Source organism: Halomarina litorea, assembly GCF_024227715.1.
GTDB classification, from domain to species: Archaea; Halobacteriota; Halobacteria; order Halobacteriales; family Haloarculaceae; genus Halomarina; species Halomarina litorea.
In genome coordinates, this window is record NZ_CP100448.1 from 63,661 (window position 1) to 82,380 (window position 18,720).

The 18,720-nt window shown below is 68.6% G+C and carries 19 protein-coding genes and 1 tRNA gene; 12 read left to right on the top strand and 8 right to left on the bottom strand.

Annotated elements, in window-relative coordinates; translation table 11 throughout:
- The first annotated feature begins 42 nt into the window (after nucleotides 1–42).
- The 4 genes from NKG96_RS00360 (at nucleotide 43) to NKG96_RS00375 (ending at nucleotide 2,033) form a co-directional block, all read left to right on the top strand.
- On the top strand, nucleotides 43–1,035 hold the full coding sequence (locus NKG96_RS00360; protein ID WP_254536460.1) for a radical SAM protein: 993 nt from the start codon (nucleotides 43–45) through the stop codon (nucleotides 1,033–1,035).
- 108 nt (nucleotides 1,036–1,143) lie between these two features.
- On the top strand, nucleotides 1,144–1,386 hold the full coding sequence (locus NKG96_RS00365) for a DUF8593 domain-containing protein (protein WP_254536461.1): 243 nt from the start codon (nucleotides 1,144–1,146) through the stop codon (nucleotides 1,384–1,386).
- Between the two features lie 85 nt (nucleotides 1,387–1,471).
- Entirely contained in the window at nucleotides 1,472–1,738 is a 267-nt protein-coding gene (locus NKG96_RS00370; RefSeq protein ID WP_254536462.1) for a DUF8593 domain-containing protein, read from the top strand.
- A gap of 43 nt (nucleotides 1,739–1,781) precedes the next feature.
- Nucleotides 1,782–2,033: a hypothetical protein gene (locus tag NKG96_RS00375; protein WP_254536463.1), complete on the top strand. Its 252-nt coding sequence runs from the start codon at nucleotides 1,782–1,784 to the stop codon at nucleotides 2,031–2,033.
- Here the strand turns inward: NKG96_RS00375 and NKG96_RS00380 are convergent, their stop codons facing one another.
- Together NKG96_RS00380 and NKG96_RS00385 are read right to left on the bottom strand one after the other, a co-directional pair.
- Entirely contained in the window at nucleotides 2,034–4,121 is a 2,088-nt protein-coding gene (locus tag NKG96_RS00380) for a DEAD/DEAH box helicase (protein ID WP_254536464.1), read from the bottom strand. It abuts the gene before it with no gap.
- A 225-nt stretch (nucleotides 4,122–4,346) separates the two neighbouring features.
- A complete protein-coding gene (locus NKG96_RS00385) occupies nucleotides 4,347–4,745 on the bottom strand; it encodes a cupin domain-containing protein (protein ID WP_254536465.1) in 399 nt (132 codons plus the stop codon).
- Between the two features lie 121 nt (nucleotides 4,746–4,866).
- On the opposite strand from NKG96_RS00385, the gene NKG96_RS00390 reads away from it, so the two are divergent.
- Complete coding sequence (locus NKG96_RS00390) at nucleotides 4,867–6,216, top strand: site-2 protease family protein (protein ID WP_254536466.1); 1,350 nt, start codon at nucleotides 4,867–4,869, stop codon at nucleotides 6,214–6,216.
- A 12-nt stretch (nucleotides 6,217–6,228) separates the two neighbouring features.
- On the opposite strand, the gene NKG96_RS00395 is transcribed toward NKG96_RS00390, so the two are convergent.
- Nucleotides 6,229–6,987, bottom strand: coding sequence for a competence/damage-inducible protein A (locus tag NKG96_RS00395; protein WP_254536467.1), 759 nt, complete (start codon nucleotides 6,985–6,987; stop codon nucleotides 6,229–6,231).
- A 271-nt stretch (nucleotides 6,988–7,258) separates the two neighbouring features.
- On the bottom strand, nucleotides 7,259–7,387 hold the full coding sequence (locus NKG96_RS20830) for a hypothetical protein (RefSeq protein ID WP_256558098.1): 129 nt from the start codon (nucleotides 7,385–7,387) through the stop codon (nucleotides 7,259–7,261).
- 291 nt (nucleotides 7,388–7,678) lie between these two features.
- Between NKG96_RS20830 and NKG96_RS00400 the strand changes: the two genes are divergently transcribed.
- On the top strand, nucleotides 7,679–8,377 hold the full coding sequence (locus NKG96_RS00400; protein ID WP_254536468.1) for a hypothetical protein: 699 nt from the start codon (nucleotides 7,679–7,681) through the stop codon (nucleotides 8,375–8,377).
- 73 nt (nucleotides 8,378–8,450) lie between these two features.
- The gene (locus tag NKG96_RS00405; RefSeq protein ID WP_254536469.1) at nucleotides 8,451–9,119 is read left to right on the top strand and encodes a helix-turn-helix domain-containing protein; all 669 of its coding nucleotides are present in this window, start codon (nucleotides 8,451–8,453) and stop codon (nucleotides 9,117–9,119) included.
- A 190-nt stretch (nucleotides 9,120–9,309) separates the two neighbouring features.
- Here the strand turns inward: NKG96_RS00405 and NKG96_RS00410 are convergent.
- Nucleotides 9,310–9,382, bottom strand: a tRNA-His gene (locus NKG96_RS00410).
- A gap of 201 nt (nucleotides 9,383–9,583) precedes the next feature.
- The gene (locus tag NKG96_RS00415) at nucleotides 9,584–11,311 is read right to left on the bottom strand and encodes an L-lactate permease (protein ID WP_254536470.1); all 1,728 of its coding nucleotides are present in this window, start codon (nucleotides 11,309–11,311) and stop codon (nucleotides 9,584–9,586) included.
- A 272-nt stretch (nucleotides 11,312–11,583) separates the two neighbouring features.
- Between NKG96_RS00415 and NKG96_RS00420 the strand changes: the two genes are divergently transcribed.
- The gene (locus NKG96_RS00420; RefSeq protein WP_254536471.1) at nucleotides 11,584–12,036 is read left to right on the top strand and encodes a DUF5814 domain-containing protein; all 453 of its coding nucleotides are present in this window, start codon (nucleotides 11,584–11,586) and stop codon (nucleotides 12,034–12,036) included.
- 3 nt (nucleotides 12,037–12,039) lie between these two features.
- Here NKG96_RS00420 and NKG96_RS00425 read toward each other — a convergent pair whose 3' ends face one another.
- Together NKG96_RS00425 and NKG96_RS00430 are read right to left on the bottom strand one after the other, a co-directional pair.
- Nucleotides 12,040–12,447 carry a DUF8146 domain-containing protein gene (locus NKG96_RS00425; protein WP_254536472.1) on the bottom strand — a complete coding sequence of 136 codons (408 nt, stop codon included), beginning with the start codon at nucleotides 12,445–12,447 and terminating at the stop codon, nucleotides 12,040–12,042.
- An 80-nt stretch (nucleotides 12,448–12,527) separates the two neighbouring features.
- Nucleotides 12,528–13,181 carry a helix-turn-helix domain-containing protein gene (locus tag NKG96_RS00430; RefSeq protein ID WP_254536473.1) on the bottom strand — a complete coding sequence of 218 codons (654 nt, stop codon included), beginning with the start codon at nucleotides 13,179–13,181 and terminating at the stop codon, nucleotides 12,528–12,530.
- A 60-nt stretch (nucleotides 13,182–13,241) separates the two neighbouring features.
- Between NKG96_RS00430 and hutU the strand changes: the two genes are divergently transcribed.
- The 4 genes from hutU to hutH are packed head-to-tail and all read left to right on the top strand — an operon-like array spanning nucleotide 13,242 to nucleotide 18,718.
- Nucleotides 13,242–14,996: a urocanate hydratase gene (gene hutU / locus NKG96_RS00435; protein ID WP_254536474.1), complete on the top strand. Its 1,755-nt coding sequence runs from the start codon at nucleotides 13,242–13,244 to the stop codon at nucleotides 14,994–14,996.
- Nucleotides 14,996–15,943 carry a formimidoylglutamase gene (hutG, locus tag NKG96_RS00440; protein WP_254536475.1) on the top strand — a complete coding sequence of 316 codons (948 nt, stop codon included), beginning with the start codon at nucleotides 14,996–14,998 and terminating at the stop codon, nucleotides 15,941–15,943. The genes hutU and hutG overlap by 1 nt, the downstream gene beginning before the upstream one ends.
- Entirely contained in the window at nucleotides 15,937–17,139 is a 1,203-nt protein-coding gene (hutI, locus tag NKG96_RS00445) for an imidazolonepropionase (protein WP_254536476.1), read from the top strand. The genes hutG and hutI overlap by 7 nt, the downstream gene beginning before the upstream one ends.
- The gene (gene hutH / locus NKG96_RS00450; protein WP_254536477.1) at nucleotides 17,132–18,718 is read left to right on the top strand and encodes a histidine ammonia-lyase; all 1,587 of its coding nucleotides are present in this window, start codon (nucleotides 17,132–17,134) and stop codon (nucleotides 18,716–18,718) included. The genes hutI and hutH overlap by 8 nt, the downstream gene beginning before the upstream one ends.
- The last annotated feature ends 2 nt before the right edge of the window (nucleotides 18,719–18,720 follow it).

Genomic DNA, 18,720 nt, shown 5'->3' on the forward strand with positions numbered 1-18,720 from the left:
GTTCGCACGCTTTTTCCCGCTGGACGGGTAAGGTGGGACAGAATGCTATCGAAGGGCTGTGAACAGTGCGCCGAGGGGGGGAAGATGGTCCTGTTCGTCTACGGCTACTGCGACCAGCGCGACTGTTTCTACTGCCCGCTCGGTGAGAACCGCAAGAACGTCACCGACGTGTACGCCAACGAGCGACTGGTCGAGTCCGACGAGGACGTCATCGAGGAGGCCAAACGGATGGACGCTCTCGGCACCTCCATCACGGGCGGCGAACCGCAGGAGGCCATGGAGAAGACCTGTCGGTACCTCCGCCTCCTCAAAGACGAGTTCGGCGAGGACCACCACACCCACCTCTACACCGGCATCACGGGCGGGCGCGAGAATATGCGCCGCCTGAGCGAGGCCGGCCTCGACGAGATTCGCTTCCATCCCCCCTACGAGCAGTGGGGCGACCTCCACGGCACCGAGTGGGAGGACATCCTCTACGTCGCCCGCGAGGAGGGTCTCACCCCGGCCTTCGAGATTCCGGGCATCCGCGGCGAGACGGAGTTCCTCGACTTCCTCGACGAGGGGGCCGCCGATTTCTGTAACGTCAACGAGTTCGAGATGTCCGACGGAAATTATCGGAGAATGCAGGAGGAGGGCTTCGAACTCCGCGAGGGGCACATGAGCGCCGTCGAGGGCTCCCACGGCGTCTTAGAGGAGATGGGCGACCACCCGAAGGTGTACTTCTGTACGTCCGTGTTCAAGGACGCCGCCCAGCACCGCAACCGCCTGAAACGGATGGCGAAGAACATCCGCCGGGAGTTCGACGAGGTGACCGACGACGGCACCCTCGTCTACGGGAAGACGTGGCTCACCGAGGACCAACTGCAGGCACTCGGCGTCCCCGAGGAGTTCTACGTCGTCAAGTCCGACCACGTCGAACTGGCGTGGTGGATTCTGGAGGAGATGGTGGAGACCGGTGACGCCGAGAAAGGCGAAATCGTCGAGCAGTATCCCACCTACGACGGCACCGTCGTCGAGCGGACGCCGCTGGCCTGAACCGCGAATCGAACGCGACGACGAGGCGGTCGGCTCGGGGTGGGTGTCGTGTCGACTCCCGTCCGACGCAGGGCCACCACCGATACGTCCGCCTCCCTTCCTCACCGTATGGACCGCATCGAACTCACCGGCGACGACGAGGGGAAGGACGTGCTGAGCCCCGACGGCCAGTTGCTCGGGCGTATCGCCCGCGTCGAGGACGGGACGGCCACCGTCGAGACGGACCCGGCGGCGGACGACCCCGTCCTCACGCAACTCGGCTGGGCGAACGACTCGGGCGAGACGTTCCCGCTTCAGTCCCAGCAGGTGGCGGAGGTGACCGACGACGGCGTGTGGGTCCACGACCTGTAGTCGCGTGGCCTATCCGGGGTCACTTCAAGGTCAGTCACGTGCAGGGCCACCGATGAAGCGGGTTTCGCACCCACTACCGAGTGTAATGTCGACACGAACGGACATCACCGAGGACGACGAGGGGAAGAAAGTGGTCGGTCCCGACGGCGAGGAGATCGGCCGCATCACCGCCGTCGAACACGGGACCGCACACGTGGACCCGGACCCCGGTATCACCGACACCGTCATGTCGAAACTCGGGTGGGGCGACGCCGACGAGGACACCTACCCCCTGCAGGAGGCCTCCGTCGAGTCCATCACGGACGACGAGGTCCGCCTGCGCGACTTCTCGGGCGGGCGCACCTCCCGGTAGAACCGACCGACGTCGACCAGCACCCGATTTTTCGAGCACACCAATGGACACAGACATCGGTACGGCGACGATTCGCTACGAGACCCCCGAGGGTCACACGGAAGAACGGGTCGACAACGAACGCATCGCCTTCGTGGACGACCACTGGGTCGTCTGGGAGGAGAGCGAGGAGGGCGACGGCGGCACCGTCCGGCGCATCCCGCGCGACCGGGTGTACGCCGTCGAACGCGACGTCGAGGAACTGGAGAGTACGGTCCAGAGCCTCCTCGACGAGGCGGCCTCCCGCCTCGGGTAGTCAGCCCTCCTCGTTCTCCAGCATCTCTAAGTCTCCCACGATGTCGTAGGGGTCGTCGCCCGAGCGGATCCCTTCGAGCATGACGAACGCCCGTTTCGGCGAGAGGAAGTGCTTGGCGACGGCCCTGCCGAGGGGAGTCGGCGACGCCCCCTCAATGAAGCCGTAGTCGAGGAGTTTCCCGAGGGCGTGTTTCGTGGGGATGGAGCCGATCATGCGGTCGTTGAGTCGCTTCGCCCCGCTCCCGGCGACGACGATGTTGGCGAGGGTCTCTTCCACTGCGGCCCCCTCGTCGTAGGGCGTCATCACCGACTCCATCTCGCCTTTCAACAGTTTGAACGCCACCTCGTCCTCGGTCATCTCCATCGAGTTGTGGTAGACGGCGTCCGGTTCGACGAGGACGTACACCGTCCCCTTGTCGTGGTAGTCGGGCCGCCCGGCGCGCCCGAGCATCTGCTCGAACTCCTGAACGGTGAGCCACTCGATGCCCATCGCCAGCGTGTCGAAGAGGACCTGCGAGGCGGGGAAGTCCACCCCGGCGGCCAGCGCAGCGGTCGTGACGACGGCCGCCAGATCCTGGTCCGCGAACATCCGTTCGACCTGCTTGCGGCGGCCGTAGTCCAGTCCCGCGTGGTACGGCGCGGAGTCGTACTGGAGTTTCCGCGATATCTCGTGACAGCGCCGGCGGGAGTTGGTGAAGATGATGGTCTGGCCCCGGTAGCCCTTCGAGGACTTCGCGTCGAACGCCCGCTTGACCAGTTTGTCCTCGATGTCGAGTTTCTCCTGTCCGTCGGCGAACGTAACGTGGCGTTCGATGGGGACGGGTCGCTCCTCGAACTCGACGAGCGTCGCCTCCAGCCCGCGCGCGAGTTGTGCGGGGTTGCCCACCGTCGCCGAGAGGTACACCCACTGGGTGTCGTTCTTCCGACGCTCACGGGCGTCGCCCGTTCGCGCGTCCCGGGACGCCTCCGTCGTCCCGCGCTCCGTGTAGTCTTTCAGCCGCGAGATGAGACCGTCCAGCCGGTGCCCGCGTTCCTGTTCGCCGAGGGTGTGCACCTCGTCGATGACGACGGTGCCGATGTCGCCCAGATTCCGCCCGGTTCGGAGGGCGTGGTCGATACCCTCGTAGGTGCCGACGATGACGTCCGCTCCCGCGTCGAAGCGCGCGCCGTCGTCGCGGATGCGCGAGGCCCCCACCCGGATGGTCACGTCCGCGAGGTGGCCGTACTTCTCCTCGAACTGCTCGTGTTTCTGGTTGGCGAGGGCGACCAGCGGGACGAGAAAGAGCATCTTCCCCTTCCCCTTCAGCACGCGGTCGATGCCCGCGAGTTCGCCCACGAGGGTCTTGCCCGTCGCGGTGGCGCTCACGACGAGCTGGTCGCGCCCGTCGAGGAGGCCGTTCTCCACCGAGAGGCTCTGGACAGGGAGCAGGGTGTCGAAGCTCTCCGTCACCTGCGACTTGAGCTTCGGGTGGAGGTCGAGCGTCTCCGTCGACACCAGTTCGATGTCGTCCGTGGTGGCCGAAATCTCGTCGAACTTCGTCAGGTCAGGGTCGAGGCGGCCCTTCAGGAGGTTGACGATGCGCTCTAAGTCCTGCACCTCGAGCAGGAGGTCCTCCAGTCGCTTTCGCGCCCCCGAGCGCATGTTCCGGTAGTCCAGTTCGCGTTCGAGTTCCCGCTTGGCGCAGTCCGGGCAGATGTGCTCGTCGTCGGCCTTGATGGCCGTCTCGCTCGTCAGCGGCGAGTACCGCCCTGCCCCGGCGCAGTACCGGCAGGTGCGGACGACCTTCGCCTCTAGCTGGTAGCCGTCGAGCATCTCGCGGACCCGGTCGCGCATCGCGGGAGAGGTCTGCTCGGAGATGCGGATGCGCGAGGCCCGCCGGGCGAGTTCGACGAACTGGTCGGGGCTGCGCAGGTCCTCGTCGGACCCCTTCTTCACCCGGAGGCGCGCGGGCCGGGGGCCGGCGTCGGTGTCCTTCAGTTCGAGGACGCCGTGGAGCACCCGCTGGCCGTCGCGCTCGACGGCGACCGTGAAGTCGTCGCGCCGCTCGTGGATGAAGAGCGTATCGACGCTGGCGACCTGCTGTGACACGTTGTCGGTAGTATTCGGTCGTGCTACTTGACTCGCCCGGAACACCGGCTAGCATACCCTAGGGAGTTCGTGGAGGTGGTCGGCGATGTGGAGACAGACAGCAGTACTGGGACCGTTCAGAACGCCCAGAAAGCCCTCGTGTGCTCGGCTCGGGCGGTCCCCTCGCCTCCCCGGTACTCGCGCGACGAGACGCGCTCGCGGCGCGTCCTCACCGCGGACAGTGGACTACTCGTCCAGCAGGCGAATCTCGTCGTCGCCGTTGGGAACCGCACAGAGGAACGCGCCCGGTTCGTCGCCCTCGTTGCGGTACCAGTGGACGGTTCCGGCGGGGATGAACAGCGAGTCGCCCGCTTCCACTGTGTGCTCTTCGTCGCCGAGGCCGACGACGTACTCGCCGGAGAGGACGTACTGCTCGTGTTCGACCTCGTTGGTGTGTTTCGGTACCGACGCGCCGGGGTCGAGCGTGAACCGGCGAATGGCGAGGTTCGGTGCGCCGTCCGCCGGACTGACGAGGACGCCCTTCGCCATGCCCTCTGCGGCCCCCACGGACTCGTACTCGACCTCCTCGGCGCGGCGGACCAGCGGCTCTGTGGACGGGTCGCGTTCGCGCTCGCTGTCGCTCATACCCGGAGGTACACCGGGCGAGCCCAAAACGGTGTCTCCGACCCGCGGGCAGGAGAACGGGGGTGTCGGAAGTCGTCGCCCCGGCACGGGCCCTTAAGCCCGTCCGGCCCCGAGTACTACCATGCGAAGCTTCCGTATCGGGAGCGTGTTCGGCATTCCCATCCAGCTGGACCTGACGTTCCTGCTGGTCCTGCCGCTGTTCGCGTACATCATCGGCACGCAGACGGGGCTGTGGGTCGATACGCTCAACTCCGTCTTCGGCACGGACATCGCTCTCGGCGGCCTCGCGAACGGTGGCACGTCGTTCGTCCTCGGGACGGCGGCCGCGCTCGGCCTGTTCGCGAGCGTCCTCCTGCACGAACTGGGCCACTCCGTCGTGGCGATGCGCTACGGGTTCCCCATCGCCTCCATCACGCTGTGGCTGTTCGGCGGCATCGCCCAGCTGACCGAGATGCCCGAGGACTGGAAGCAGGAGCTCTACATCGCCATCGCCGGTCCAGTCGTGAGCGTCGGCCTCGGCGTCGGCCTCGCCGCCCTCTTTCTCGTCCTCCCGGGCGGGACGGTCGCCGGGAGCGCCCTCCTGTTCGTCGTCGGCTACCTCGCCATCACGAACCTCGCGCTCGCGGGGTTCAACCTCCTGCCCGGCTTCCCGATGGACGGCGGGCGGGTCCTCCGGGCGCTCCTCGCGCGCACCCGACCGTACGCGCAGGCGACCCAGATAGCCGCGGAGGTGGGCAAGGCGTTCGCGCTCCTGCTCGGTCTCGTCGGCCTGTTCGTCGGGTTCAACATCTTCCTCATCGGCGTCGCCTTCTTCATCTACATCGGGGCGTCCTCGGAGGCCCAGCAGACCATCACGAAGGCCGCCTTCGAGGGCGTACAGGTCAGGGACGTCATGACGCCCGCCGACCGGGTGACGACGGTGCCCGCGACGGCGAGCGTCTCGGACCTCGTGGAGACGATGTTCCGCGAGCGACACACCGGCTATCCCGTGACGCGTGACGGGCGCGTCGTCGGTCTGGTCACGCTGGAGGACGCGAAACGCGTCAAGGAGGTCGAACGCGACGCCTACCGCGTCGAGGAGGTGATGACTACCGACCTCATCACCGTCGATCCCGACGAGGACGCGATGGACGCCCTCTCGCGCATGGGCCAACACGGCGTCGGTCGCCTGCTGGTGATGGAACGGCCGGACGTCGCGGCGGACGCGACGGGCGGGTTCGGGTGGGGGTCGGCCGCGAGTGACGCCGAGGAGTTCGACGACCCGGAGGGACTCGACGACTTCGCGGACGCGGACGCGCCGCCCGACGGGGAGTTCGTCGGCCTCATCACCCGCACCGACCTGATGACGGCCCTCGACATCATCCGGTCCAGCGGGTCGCTCGACCCTCGCGGGACCGACCGGCGGGACGCCGACGGCCCCCTCCCCGGGGCGGACGACGGGACGGCCCGCACGCCGGACGAACTGCGCTGACCGCCCTCCCCCTCACTCCTCGCCCGTCTCGTCCCCGCCGTCTTCGGGCGGGCGCTGGACGTCGATTCGCTCGCAGAGCCACGCCTCGGCCTCGTCGATGGCCTCGTCGCTCTCGGCGGTGATCTTGATGCGGTTCGGAGTCCCCTCGCGACTGGGGTACGACCCGAGGACGGCGTCCGGGAGGTCCTCGCGGGCCGTCTCCATGAACGGCGTCACGTCACTCTCCGGGAGCGGCGTGTGGAGGGTCCGGGAGCGGACCTCCCCGGTGAACTCGTCGGCCACGTCCGCGAACATCGCCTTCATCTCGCGGGGGATGCCGGGGACGACGTAGACGTTCTCCACGACACACCCCGGCGAGAGGCCGTCACCGTTGATGAGCGCGCGTGCCCCCTCGGGGAGGGACGCGTGACGCTCGACGTTCACCCGGACGTCGCGGTCCGGGTTGGCCTCCTGATAGGCGGCGACGCTCCGTTCGATGTCCGCGCGCGCCTCCTCGTCGACCGCGAGCGGGCGGTCGAAGGCGGCGGCGACGCCGTCCATCGTCACGTCGTCGGGCGTCCCGCCGAGGCCGCCGGTGACGACGACGGCGTCGAACTGCCCGGCGAACGTGCGGACGTACTCCGCGATGGTGTCGACCTCGTCGGGGACGACGGTGATGCGCTCGACCGACACCCCCCGGTCGGTCAGTTGACGGGCGAGCCACGTCGCGTTCGTGTTCTCGATGTCGCCGGCGAGCAACTCGTCGCCGACGGTGAGCAGGGCCGCGTTCATGCACTGTCCTCACGCGTTCGCCGGTTAGCCGTTTCCCTCCGGACGGTCCGGTCGACCCGGGCCGACCGCCCGTCAGAGCAGGCGTCGCAGGATTCGAAGCGGCAGGGTCACGACGAAGATGACGAGGTCGATGACGCTCCTGAGCAGCGACCGGACGGCGCCGACGATGAGTGGCATGTCCGACCGGACGCGGACGGGAGAGGTAGTCGGTACCCCTGCACCAGCAAGCGACGGCGAGAGGGCGGCATCGGCCGGAGCGGGGCCCGTCAGTTCACGTCCGCGTGCGGACGTGCCGTTCGTACTGTGGCACCGCCGTCCAGTAGTACATCAACCCGGCGTACCCGAGGATACACAGCCACGTGAGCGCGACGACGGTAATCGGTTCCGAGAGTGTCACCATGGTCGACACCGGTCGGGGCCGAACGTGACCGTGGTTGCTAGGTATTGAGTCCCCACCCGGCGCGGCGGCTACACCCGTTCACTCGACCCCGCAGGCGGTGGCCGGACGTGCAGTCCTGGACCGCGCGAGTCGGGAGAGGGCTTGCAGTTCCAATCTCACCCGTCGGTCCCAGTGGCGGCAGGTATCGCCCGAATCGGCGTCGGTCGGCAGCGGACGGCGACCTCGAACCCTCGCGTCGGGCCTTCGTGCGCACACCGAAAGGGTATGCAGCGACCTGCCGTCACTAGAAGTATGACGTTCGCCCGCGCTGGGACCAGTGGGCGGGTCACCGACCACCTCGACTCCGACCGGACCGTCGACGACCCGACCGACGCGGACCGGTACGTCGACGTCCGACACTACCCGGGTCAGGTCCACCGAATCGACGTAGACGCAGTGAACGAGAACCACGAACTCCGGACCGTTCCCGCCGGACGCGTCCACGAGGTCGCCGTCTGGAGCGACGGTGACCGGGAGCGAGTTCTCGGACCGTACGAGGGCTGTCGACGCGCCTGCGAGGTGGCCGTCGACCTCGCCGAACAGGAGCGTCTCCCGCTTCGCGACGTCGTCCCGCGACTCGTCCCGGACGACGACACCCGCGAGCAACGTCGCCGCGAGGGTCGCTGGCCACCGCACCGCGACGAGGCCCGGGAGTTCCGCGCCGAACTCCCGGACGACCTGCAGATCAGCCCGGACGACCACGACATCTCCGTCCGCATCTCGATCGACCCCGACCCGAACCCCCCGTCCGGCGACGACGTCCCCCTCGATGGCTACGCGGACACCTACGACGTGTTGCTCACCCACAACACCTCTCCCTACGAGGTCATCGAACAGATCGAGGAGCGCGTCGAGTCCCGCCGGGACGCCATCGACACCGCCGTCGACACGGCCCGCGAGCGCGAGTGGGCCGTCTACACCCGGATGGCGAGCCCCTCGACGGGGTCCTGACCGGTTCGGAGGACAGTCACGGCCGGCGGACGCCGGGCGTCACGTCTTTACGTCCAGCCCGTGGCTCCCCGATATGGCAACCACGGTCGTCGGACGACTCCCGGCCGACGAGTTCGCCCTCTCAGCAACGCTTCGGGCAGTTCCCGACGTGGCCTTCCGTGCGGAGCGGGTCATCGAAGCCGGCGGCGACACCGTGATGCCGCTGCTCTGGGCCCACGTCGACGACGGCACGCTCGACGGGTCGGAACTCACCGAGGCACTGCGCGAGGACCCGACCACCGACGGCGTGACGCTCCTCGGTGACTTCGACGACGAGTGGCTCTACCGGATGCACTGGACCGGCCACGTCGAACTGCTCGTCCACATGATCACGCAGTCGAAGGCGACGGTCCTCCGTGCCAGCACCGTCGGCAACCAGTGGGAACTGCGCGTGCTCTACCCGAATCGCGAGTCCCTCTCCTCGACGTACGACTTCTGTGAGGCGCACGGTCTCACCTTCGACGTCCAGTCGGTCAGCGAGATGGACGTGACTCCCAGTGGTCGTTACGGCCTCACCGACCCGCAGTACGAGGCGCTCGTGACGGCCCGCGAGGCGGGATACTTCCAGGTGCCACGCGGGGCGAGCCTCGACGACCTCGCCGACGACCTCGGCGTCTCCCATCAGGCGCTCTCCGAACGCATCCGGCGCGGGACGGACGTACTCGTGGGGGAGGCGCTGCTCACGCAACCGAACGACGAGTGAAGCGGACGGGCCGGTCACCCCGCCCGTGAGTGGCGTTTCGAGACGGTCGAGTGCGAGAATCGAACCCCACTCGCTCGCTGCGTTCGCTCCCTGCTTCGATTCTCGGTCGGAGCTACACGAAACTTCGGTGTGTCCGCTCGCGGTGCTCCTGACGGAGCACACGCTCGCGAGAGGGTGGAGTTTCGAGAAGGTCCAGGTGCGAGAATCGAACCCGCGTCTCAGCCTCCACAAGGCTGAAGGATGGTCCACTACCCCAACCCGGACACACCTCATCCTACCACAGTTCGACTCAAAAACGTTGCGACTCGGGGGGACCGGCCGTGCGTCGCGAACCCGTGCGGTTCCCTCACACGACCGATTGAGGTCGAAACGACCGCCCGTGCTACCGCCGCCTATGCACACGACTGGCGGCGCCGCTGGCGGGTCGTAGACGAAAGGGAGACGGCGAGGAGGGCGCCCGAGCGTCAGAAGACGCCGGGGGCCAGCACGTAGCTGAACAGCATCGCGAGGATGCCGGTCAGGACGCCGTAGTACAGCAGCGGGATGAGTTCGAGGCGAATCACGCGGCCCTCCTCGCCGACGAGGCCGACGACGGCGAGTGCCGCGACGACGTTGTGGACGGCGATGAGGTTCCCGATGGCCCCGCCCACCGCCTGCGCGCCGAGCAGGAGGGTGTGCGAGACGCCGAGTTCACTGGCGACGCTGTACTGGAACGTCCCGAACAGGATGTCGCTGACCGTGTTCGACCCCGCGAGGAACGCGCCGAGGGCGCCGACGAACGCCGCGAAGAACGGGTAGACCCCGCCCGCGAGGTTGGCGGTGACCCCCGAGAGCAGGAGCAACATGCCCTCGCCGCTCGTCGCGTCGGCGGACTGGAGCATGATCTGAACCGTCGCGACGGCGAACAGGAGTGCCACGACGGCGGGCGCGATCTTCTCTATCGTCTCCGTCCACGCGTTCTTGACCTCGCGGCCGTCCATCCGGTGGAGACCGATGGTCAGGAGGTGGACGAAGGCGAACACCGCGCCGGGCAGGTAGAGCACGGCGATGGAGTCTTCGAGGCCCGTCCCGAGGATGTCGCTCCAGACGAGGACGCCGTGGGTCTGCAGAAAGTTCGTCAGTGGCGTCCAGACTCGCGTGAGGACGAGCAAGACCGCGAGCAGGAGGTAGGGAAACCACGCGAGACCGAGCGACATCGGGGGCGACCGGTCGACGACTTGCCCCCCGTCTGCGGCGACCGTCGTCCCGCGGGAACTGGACTCGCCGGGGGCGATGTCGCCGACCCAGTGGTCGGGCCACTGCGCCTGCGGGCCGAAGTCCCACTCCTCGTCGGGGTGGAAGTAGCCGGCTTTCAGCGCACCGACGGTGATGACCATGCCGACCATCGACCCGATGAGGCCGGGGAAGGCGGGCCCGAGGTAGGTGGCGGTGAGCCAGTAGGGCACCGAGAAGGCCGCCCACGCGAACAGCGTGAGGGGCAGCACTTCCAGGGCGGGCCGGATCGAGCGTTCCTCGCCGAAGAAGCGCGTCATCATGGCGACGCCGATGAACGGCAGGAGGACGCCGACGATGACGTGGTAGGTGGCGGCCCACGCGGCGATTTCGGCGACCCACGCGGCGACGCTGGCGAAGTCACCCTGCGTGGTGACCTCCTGTTGGATGCGCGAAACGTCCGAGAACACGTCGCGCATCCCGATGATGAGCGGCGTCCCGACCGCGCCGAAGGTGATGGCCATCAGGTTGCCCGTCAGGGCGACCGTGACGGCCGCCAGCGGCGGGAAGCCGAGACCGACCAGCAGGGGGCCGACGATGGCGGCGGGCGTCCCGAACCCGGCGGCCCCCTCGATGAACGACCCGAGGAGGAAGACGAGCAGGACGACCTGCACGCGCCTGTCCTCGCTGATGGAGACGAACCCCTGGTTGATGGCCTCGAAGGCGCCCGTCTCCTTCAGCGTGTAGAGGAGCAGGATGGCCCCGAAGACGATCCAGAGGATGTTCGTGGCGGTGATGAACCCGAGTATCGAGGACGCGGCGATCCACGTCGGGGACATCCCCCAGTAGACGCCCGCGCCGATGGCGACGAGCCACGCGACGGGCATCGCCCGCGTCGCCGGCCAGTAGAGGCCGACCATGAGCACCGCGATGGTGATGAGCGGTGACAGCGCGACGAGGATGTCGACGGCGCTAGCCATCTTGCCTCCACGAAGGCGAGTCGTTCACTTGGCGACACGACGACGACCGGACACGTACTCGGCGACACATATGGCGACGTGGGTCGTACTACCACGCCATACATAAAAGACAGTGTAGAACCAACAATTGCGTCCCAACTTTCGTTATAAATAAATGATTATGATAGATTTCACGGTAAGATGCAACATACCACGTTTTCCGGCCGACCGTGCCGGTTCCGGCGGCCCATCCACGCCGTTTTTAGCCCGTCACCGAGTACGTCCGGCCACGCGTGGCCATCACGGACAAGATATACCTGAAGAACCACCGACAGCTCGCCTCCCAGCTCGAGGTGAACATCCCGAAGGGGGCGTTCAAGGGCGCGACGCTCGACTTGCTCTTCCAGGGCGAGGGATTGGAGAAGCTCGACGAGGCCACCCGCGAACGGGTGCTCGACTTCGCGACGGACTTCCTCGACTGCGACTGCGAGGCCAACCCGCACTGCGGCCACCCCGAACGCAAGTTTATGCGCTACCTGCTGGAACTGCGCGAACAGGGCCTCGGCCCGGACGCCATCGTCGACGTGATGAGCGACGACTACATGCTGTACGCCTACCCCGGCGACGTGCTCTCCTTCCTCGACGACTCGGTGCGCACGCTCGAAGCCATCGAGGACCTCGCGAACGTCGAGGGGAACCGCGAGGCGGCGAACGAGGCGGGCGAGCGAAAGCGGCGGCTCTCCTGAGAATCAGCCCAGTCGGAACGTGTCGTCGCCCTCGGTCGAGTCGAGGTCCTCGAGGTTGATGACCTCCTCCTCGTCGTACTCCTCTAACTGCTGTGAGAGCGACGTCACGTAGCGTTTGTACTCGTCTAGCTGCTCGCGGAGGTGGTCGGCCTCCAGTTCGAGGCGCTCGTGTTCCCGGATGAAGCTCTTCGGCACCTCCACCTTCGGCGGGAAGCTCTCTGCGTCCTCGTCGCCCTCGTCGTACTCGTGTTCGGGGACAACACGCACCTGGCCGTCGTGGGCAACGAGCGTGTCGACGTAGTCGCGGAAGACGGCCGACAGCGAGATGTCGCGCTGTTCGGCGATGTCCCGCAACGTCTCGAAGACGTCCTCGTTGACACGGAAGGAGATGGTCTTGTTCTTGTTGCCCATGCTACCGTGGAATTGCAACCGCGGCCACTTAACCGTTCGTCAGACGCTCGCACGCGCCGGACCACTCCCCCCACCTCGACTCACCGCCGGAGGAACGGCACCAGCGCGGTGGCGAGTTTGTTCTCGGCCCGGCGGAGGTGCTCCTCGGCGGTCCGTCGCTCGACGCCGACTGCCTCGGCGACGGCGGCCGTCGACGTTTCGCGTGGAATCTCGTAGTATCCCCGGTCGTAGGCAGTCGTGAACACCTCCCGCTGGCGTTCCGTCAGCGGTGGGAGCGCGTCGTCGAGCGTCAGCAGGGGCGCGTCCTGCGAGACGGCCGATACCTCCCGCTTCGACTCGACGGACACGTCGTGGCCGTCCGCGACGAGGTCACGGTAGCAGGCCGTCAGCGCCTCGTGGCGGAGCGCGAGGAGGCGACAGAACTTCGCTCCGTCGGCGTACCGGAGCGGCGGCAACAGCAGGCAGTCGTGTCGTTCGAGGTATCGCTCGATGGTCCTCGACTCCCGTTCCCGGAGACACGCCCCGGTCACAACGACCAGTTCGTCGGTGTCCCGGAGCAGGTCCTGGACGCCGACGAGTGCTCGGACCCGTTCGAGTGTCGCCTCGGCCGCCCCGCCGACGACGTGCAGGAGGTCACAGTGGTCGTTACACCACAGTTCGATGCGCGCGTCGGTCCCCCGGGTCGCCGCCGCGTACGTTCCCGATTCCCGGATTCGGAACGTCGCTTCGTACATAAATACCCCTCCGTGGGGAGGGTCGAAGTCCTTTGTGACGCGGTAGCTAGGTGTTATACGATGACCGACCAGAGCGACGGGACCGGCCGAACTATCGGTGGCGTCGGCGAACCGAGCGAGCAGTGGCGCCGGTATCAGGGGTCGCCAACTGGCACCGACGTCGAGTGCAAGGGCTGGCGGCAGGAGGCGGCCCTCCGCATGCTCAACAACAACCTCGACCCGGAGGTGGCAGAACGCCCCGAGGACCTCGTCGTCTACGGCGGGACCGGTCGCGCCGCCCGGTCGTGGGACGCCTACGACGCCATCCTCGCCGAACTGCGCGAACTGGAGGACGACGAGACCCTCCTGATTCAGTCCGGCAAGCCTGTGGGTCGCTTCACCACCCACGAGATGGCCCCCCGGGTGCTCATCGCCAACTCCAACCTCGTGGGGAAGTGGGACGACTGGAAGCACTTCCACGAACTGGAGGCGAAGGGGCTCATCATGTACGGGCAGATGACCGCCGGGTCGTGGGCGTACATCGGGACGCAGGGCATCCTCCAGGGGACCTACGAGACGCTGGCGGAACTCGCCCGCCAGCACTACCCCGGGAACGACGCCCTGCGCGGGAAGGTGGTCGTCACCGCCGGACTGGGCGGGATGGGCGGCGCGCAACCGCTGGCGGTGACGATGAACCACGGCGTCTGCATCGCCGCCGAGGTGGACGAGCGACGCATCGACCGGCGCATCGAGACGCGCTACTGCATGGAGAAGGCGGACTCGCTGGACGAGGCCATCGACCGCGCCCGCGAGGCCGCCGCCGCGGGCGAACCGTACTCCGTCGGCGTCCCGATGAACGCCGCCGACATGCTTGAGGGGATGATAGAACGGGGGTTCACGCCGGACGTGGTCACCGACCAGACGAGCGCCCACGACGAACTGGCGGGCTACTACCCGTCGGGGTACTCGGTGGCGGAGGCCGACCGCCTGCGCGAGGAGGACCCCGACCGCTACGTCGAGGAGAGCCTCGACACCATGGCCCGTCACGTCCGGGCCGTCCTCGACCTGCAGGCGGCGGGTGCGGTCGCCTTCGAGTACGGCAACAACATCCGCGGGCAGGTCGAGGAGCACCGCGACATGACTACTGCGTTCGACTTCCCCGGGTTCGTCCCCGCCTACATCCGTCCGCTGTTCTGCGAGGGCAAGGGTCCCTTCCGGTGGGCGGCGCTCTCGGGGGACCCCGCGGACATCCACCTGACCGACGAAGCGGTAAAGGAACTGTTCCCCGAGAAGGCGCACCTCCACCGCTGGATAGACCTCGCACACGAGGAGGTCGAGTTCCAGGGGCTCCCCTCGCGGGTGTGCTGGCTGGGGTACTCGACCGACGACGGCGGTGTCACGGAGCGCGCCCGCTTCGCCCTCCGCATCAACGAACTGGTCCGGGACGGGGAGATCTCGGCACCGGTCGTCGTCACCCGTGACCACCTCGACGCGGGGAGCGTCGCCTCCCCGCACCGCGAGACGGAGGCGATGCGCGACGGTTCCGACGCGATTGCCGACTGGCCCATCCTCAACGCACTGCTCAACTGCGCGGCGGGCGCGGACATCGTGAGCGTCCACGACGGCGGGGGGGTCGGCATCGGCAACGCCCTCCACTCGAACAACCACGTCGTCCTCGACGGGTCGGACCTCGCCGCCGAGAAGGCCCGCCGGGTGTTCACCACCGACCCCGGCATGGGCGTGGTCCGTCACGCCGACGCTGGCTACGAGGAGGCACTCGCGGAGGCCGACCGCTCTGCCGTCCCCGTCCCGATGCGCGACCGCGGCTACGAGTGATGGCGGGCGCGTTCACCACCGCCGACTTCGACTGGGTCGGCACGTCGACGGACCCGAACGACGAACAGTTCGGCGACGTCGTGGAGCACACCACCCCCAGAGACGCGGCCGGGTACGACGCACTCCTCGTCGGCGAACCCTACGACGGCGCGGTCATCGGGCGCCGAGGGGCGAGCGAGGGACCGCACGCCCTGCGCGCGGCACTCGCGGGGAGCAAGACCCACCACTTCTGGGCGGGTCCCGCGAGGGGAATCGGCGACCTCGGGGACGTGGCGGCACTCGACGACTCTCACGAGACGGTCCGTGAGACACAGCGTGCCGTCCGCGAGGCGGCCGAACGGGTCCACGCCCTCGACGCCCTCCCGGTCTTCCTCGGGGGCGACAACTCCCTCACCTACCCGAACGCCGCCCCCCTCCTCGACCGGGGAAGCCTCGGCGTCGTGAACCTCGACGCCCACCTCGACGTCCGCGAGGTGCGCGGGGACGCCACCAGCGGGACGCCCTACCGTCAGTTGTTCGAGGTGGGCCTCGACGCCTACGCCTGTCTCGGCGCGCGCCACTTCGAGACGTCCACGAGATACCACGAGTTCGTCGAGGACCGGGGCGGGACGGTCCTCACCGCCGGGAGCGTCGGCGCTGACCTCGACGGGGCCGTCGAACGGGTGCGCGAGGCGATGGCCGACGTCGAACACGTGTACGTCAGCGTCGACCTCGACGTCCTCGACGCGGCCCACGCGCCGGGGGTGAGCGCGCCGACGCCGGGCGGCCTGACGACCCGCGAACTGTTCCGCCTGCTCTCCCGTCTCGCCCGTGCCCACCGAATCGCGGGCTTCGAGGTGGTCGAGTGCGCCCCGCCGCGGGACCGCGAGGACCTGACGGCGCGGGCGGGGGCACGGGCGATTGCCCACTTCCTAAGTGGGTACGCCGAGGGGGAGGGACAATGCTAGTCGCCCACGGAGCCAGCGAGGTCGTCGTCGCTCCCGGTGAGGTACTCGAAGACGCGGCACTCGCCGTCGAGGGCGGACGGGTCGTCGCCGTCGGCCCGACCGCCGAGGTGGTCCGCGAGCACCCGCCCGAGAACGCGGAGCGAGCCATCGACGCCGGCGGGAAGACGGTCATGCCGGGGTTCGTCGACTCACACACGCACGCCCTGTTCGCGGGCGACCGCTCGGACGAGTTCGCCGCCAAGTTGCGTGGGGAGTCCTACGGAGACATCCTCGCGGCGGGCGGGGGCATCCTCCGGACGGTGCGGTCGGTCCGCGAGGCCAGCGACGAGGAACTCCTCGGGAACCTGCTCTCCCACCTCGACGTGATGCTCGCCAACGGGACGACGACGGTGGAGGTGAAGTCCGGGTACGGACTGGACCGCGAGACGGAACTGCGGATGCTCGACGTCCTCGCCCGCGCGAACCGGGAACACCCGGTCGACGTCGTCCCGACGTTCATGGGCGCCCACGCCGTCCCCGAGGGCCGCGACGCCGACGAGTACGCCGACGAGGTGGTGGACGACCAACTCCCGGCGGTCGCAGAGCAGGGCGTCGCGGAGTTCTGCGACGTGTTCTGCGAGGAGGGCGTCTTCTCCGTCGAGCAGTCCCGGCGCGTCCTCGAAGCGGGAGTCGAGTACGGCCTGACGCCAAAGGTCCACGCCGAGGAACTCTCCCGTCTGGGTGGAGCGCAACTCGCCGCCGAGGTGGGCGCGGCCAGCGCCGACCACCTCCTCCACGCGACCCGCGAGGACGCCGAAGCGCTGGCCGAGGCGGGCGTGACGCCCGTCTTCCTCCCCGGAACCGCCTTCGGCCTCGGCGCGGAGTACGCCGACCCCGCGCCGTTCGTCGAGGCGGGCGCGACGCCGGCCATCGCCACGGACTTCAACCCGAACTGCTTCTCGCGGTCGATGGGGTTCGCCACTACCGTCGCCTGCGTCGGGATGCGGATGGCCCCCGCCGACGCCATCGCGGCGGCCACCCACGGCGGCGCGTGCGCTCTGGACCGCGAGGGCGACGGGACCGGCACCCTGCGGGAGGGGTCGCCCGCCGACTTGCAGGTCCTCGACGCCACCTCGCACGTCCACGTCCCCTACGACTTCGACACCAACCGCGTGGAGTGCGTGGTGAAGGCCGGAGAGGTGGTCCTCGATGACTGAGCCGGTCGAACTCGACGGCGAGTCGCTCACCCCCGAGGACGTCGCGCGGGTCGCCCGCGAGGGCACGCGGGTCGAGGTGGCAGAGGACGCGCGCGAGCGGGTCCGCGAGGCCCGCGAGCGCGTGGAGGGCATCGTCGAGAGCGGCGAACCGGTGTACGGCATCAACACGGGGTTCGGCGACCTCGTGGACACCCGCATCCCGCCGGACAGGGTCGATGAACTCCAGACGAACCTCGTCCGGAGCCACGCCGCCGGTGCAGGTCGGGAACTCGAAGTCGAAGAGGTACGGGCGCTGATGCTCACGCGAATCAATGCCCTCGTGAAGGGCTACTCCGGCGTCCGCGAGGTGGTAGTCGACCACCTGCTCGCCCTGCTGAACGGGTCGGTCCACCCCGTCGTGAAGTCGCGAGGGAGCCTCGGAGCCAGCGGTGACCTCGCCCCGCTGGCGCACATGTCGCTCGTCCTCCTCAGGGAGGGGGAGGCCGACACGCCCGACGGTCGACTGTCGGGGGCCGAGGCCCTCGCCCGAATCGACTGCGACCCGCTCACCCTCCGGGCGAAGGAGGGACTGGCGCTCATCAACGGCACCCAGTTGACCGTCGGACTGGCCGCACTCGCCGTCGTGGACGCCGAACGCCTCTGCCGGGCGGCGGACGCGGCGGGGGCGCTCACCGTCGAGGTGACGATGGGGACGACGGCGGCGATGGAGGCAGCCGTCCAGCGGGTGCGTCCGCACGCCGGCCAGACCGTCGCCGCCCGGAACGTCAAGCGCCTGTGCGAGGGATCGGAGATCGTCGAGTCGCACCGCAACTGCGACCGGGTGCAGGACGCCTACTCCCTCAGGTGCGTCCCGCAGGTCCACGGCGCGGTCCGGGACGCCGTCGCCCACCTCCGGGAGGCCGTCGAAGTGGAACTCAACAGCGCGACGGACAACCCCCTCGTCTTTCCGGCGGAGTCGGTCGACCGCCGCACGTCGGGGACGGACGCCGCCGACGTGGTGTCGGGCGGGAACTTCCACGGCGAACCGCTCGCGCTCCGTCTAGACTACCTCACGAGCGCGCTGACCGAACTCGCGGCCATCTCCGAGCGCCGGGCCGACCGCCTGCTGAACCCCCACGTCCAGGAGGAGTACCTCCCGCCGTTCCTCACGCCCGAGAGCGGCGTCCGGTCGGGCTACATGATAGCCCAGTACACCGCCGCCGCGCTGGTCAGCGAGTGCCGGTCGACCGGGCGGCCCTCGACGGACAACACGCCCGTCAGCGGCAATCAGGAGGACCACGTCAGCATGAGTGCCACCTCGGCGTTCGCGGCGCGGCGGACGCTCGCCAACGCGCGGACCGTCCTCGCCGTCGAACTCGTCTGTGGCGCACAGGCCGCCGAGTTCGTCCCCGAGGGCGAGGGGGGTCGGTTGGAACACGGCGTCGGGACGGGTGCGACCTACGAGGCGGTGCGGGAGGTGGTCCCCCGACTGGAGGCGGACCGGCCCGTCCACGCCGACATCGACGCCGCGGACGCCCTCGTGGAGACGGGGGCGCTGGAGCAGGCGCTCCGGGCGGCGATGGCCGAAGAAATCGAGTAACG

Coding starts and splice junctions, on each gene's coding strand:
- NKG96_RS00360 (WP_254536460.1), top strand. CDS start 43: ATGCTATCGAAGGGCTGTGAACAGTGCGCCGAGGGGGGGAAGATGGTC.
- NKG96_RS00365 (WP_254536461.1), top strand. CDS start 1,144: ATGGACCGCATCGAACTCACCGGCGACGACGAGGGGAAGGACGTGCTG.
- NKG96_RS00370 (WP_254536462.1), top strand. CDS start 1,472: ATGTCGACACGAACGGACATCACCGAGGACGACGAGGGGAAGAAAGTG.
- NKG96_RS00375 (WP_254536463.1), top strand. CDS start 1,782: ATGGACACAGACATCGGTACGGCGACGATTCGCTACGAGACCCCCGAG.
- NKG96_RS00385 (WP_254536465.1), bottom strand. CDS start 4,745: ATGAGCGACAGCGAGCGCGAACGCGACCCGTCCACAGAGCCGCTGGTC.
- NKG96_RS00390 (WP_254536466.1), top strand. CDS start 4,867: ATGCGAAGCTTCCGTATCGGGAGCGTGTTCGGCATTCCCATCCAGCTG.
- NKG96_RS00395 (WP_254536467.1), bottom strand. CDS start 6,987: ATGAACGCGGCCCTGCTCACCGTCGGCGACGAGTTGCTCGCCGGCGAC.
- NKG96_RS20830 (WP_256558098.1), bottom strand. CDS start 7,387: ATGGTGACACTCTCGGAACCGATTACCGTCGTCGCGCTCACGTGGCTG.
- NKG96_RS00400 (WP_254536468.1), top strand. CDS start 7,679: ATGACGTTCGCCCGCGCTGGGACCAGTGGGCGGGTCACCGACCACCTC.
- NKG96_RS00405 (WP_254536469.1), top strand. CDS start 8,451: ATGGCAACCACGGTCGTCGGACGACTCCCGGCCGACGAGTTCGCCCTC.
- NKG96_RS00415 (WP_254536470.1), bottom strand. CDS start 11,311: ATGGCTAGCGCCGTCGACATCCTCGTCGCGCTGTCACCGCTCATCACC.
- NKG96_RS00425 (WP_254536472.1), bottom strand. CDS start 12,447: ATGGGCAACAAGAACAAGACCATCTCCTTCCGTGTCAACGAGGACGTC.
- NKG96_RS00430 (WP_254536473.1), bottom strand. CDS start 13,181: ATGTACGAAGCGACGTTCCGAATCCGGGAATCGGGAACGTACGCGGCG.
- hutU (WP_254536474.1), top strand. CDS start 13,242: ATGACCGACCAGAGCGACGGGACCGGCCGAACTATCGGTGGCGTCGGC.
- hutG (WP_254536475.1), top strand. CDS start 14,996: ATGGCGGGCGCGTTCACCACCGCCGACTTCGACTGGGTCGGCACGTCG.
- hutI (WP_254536476.1), top strand. CDS start 15,937: ATGCTAGTCGCCCACGGAGCCAGCGAGGTCGTCGTCGCTCCCGGTGAG.
- hutH (WP_254536477.1), top strand. CDS start 17,132: ATGACTGAGCCGGTCGAACTCGACGGCGAGTCGCTCACCCCCGAGGAC.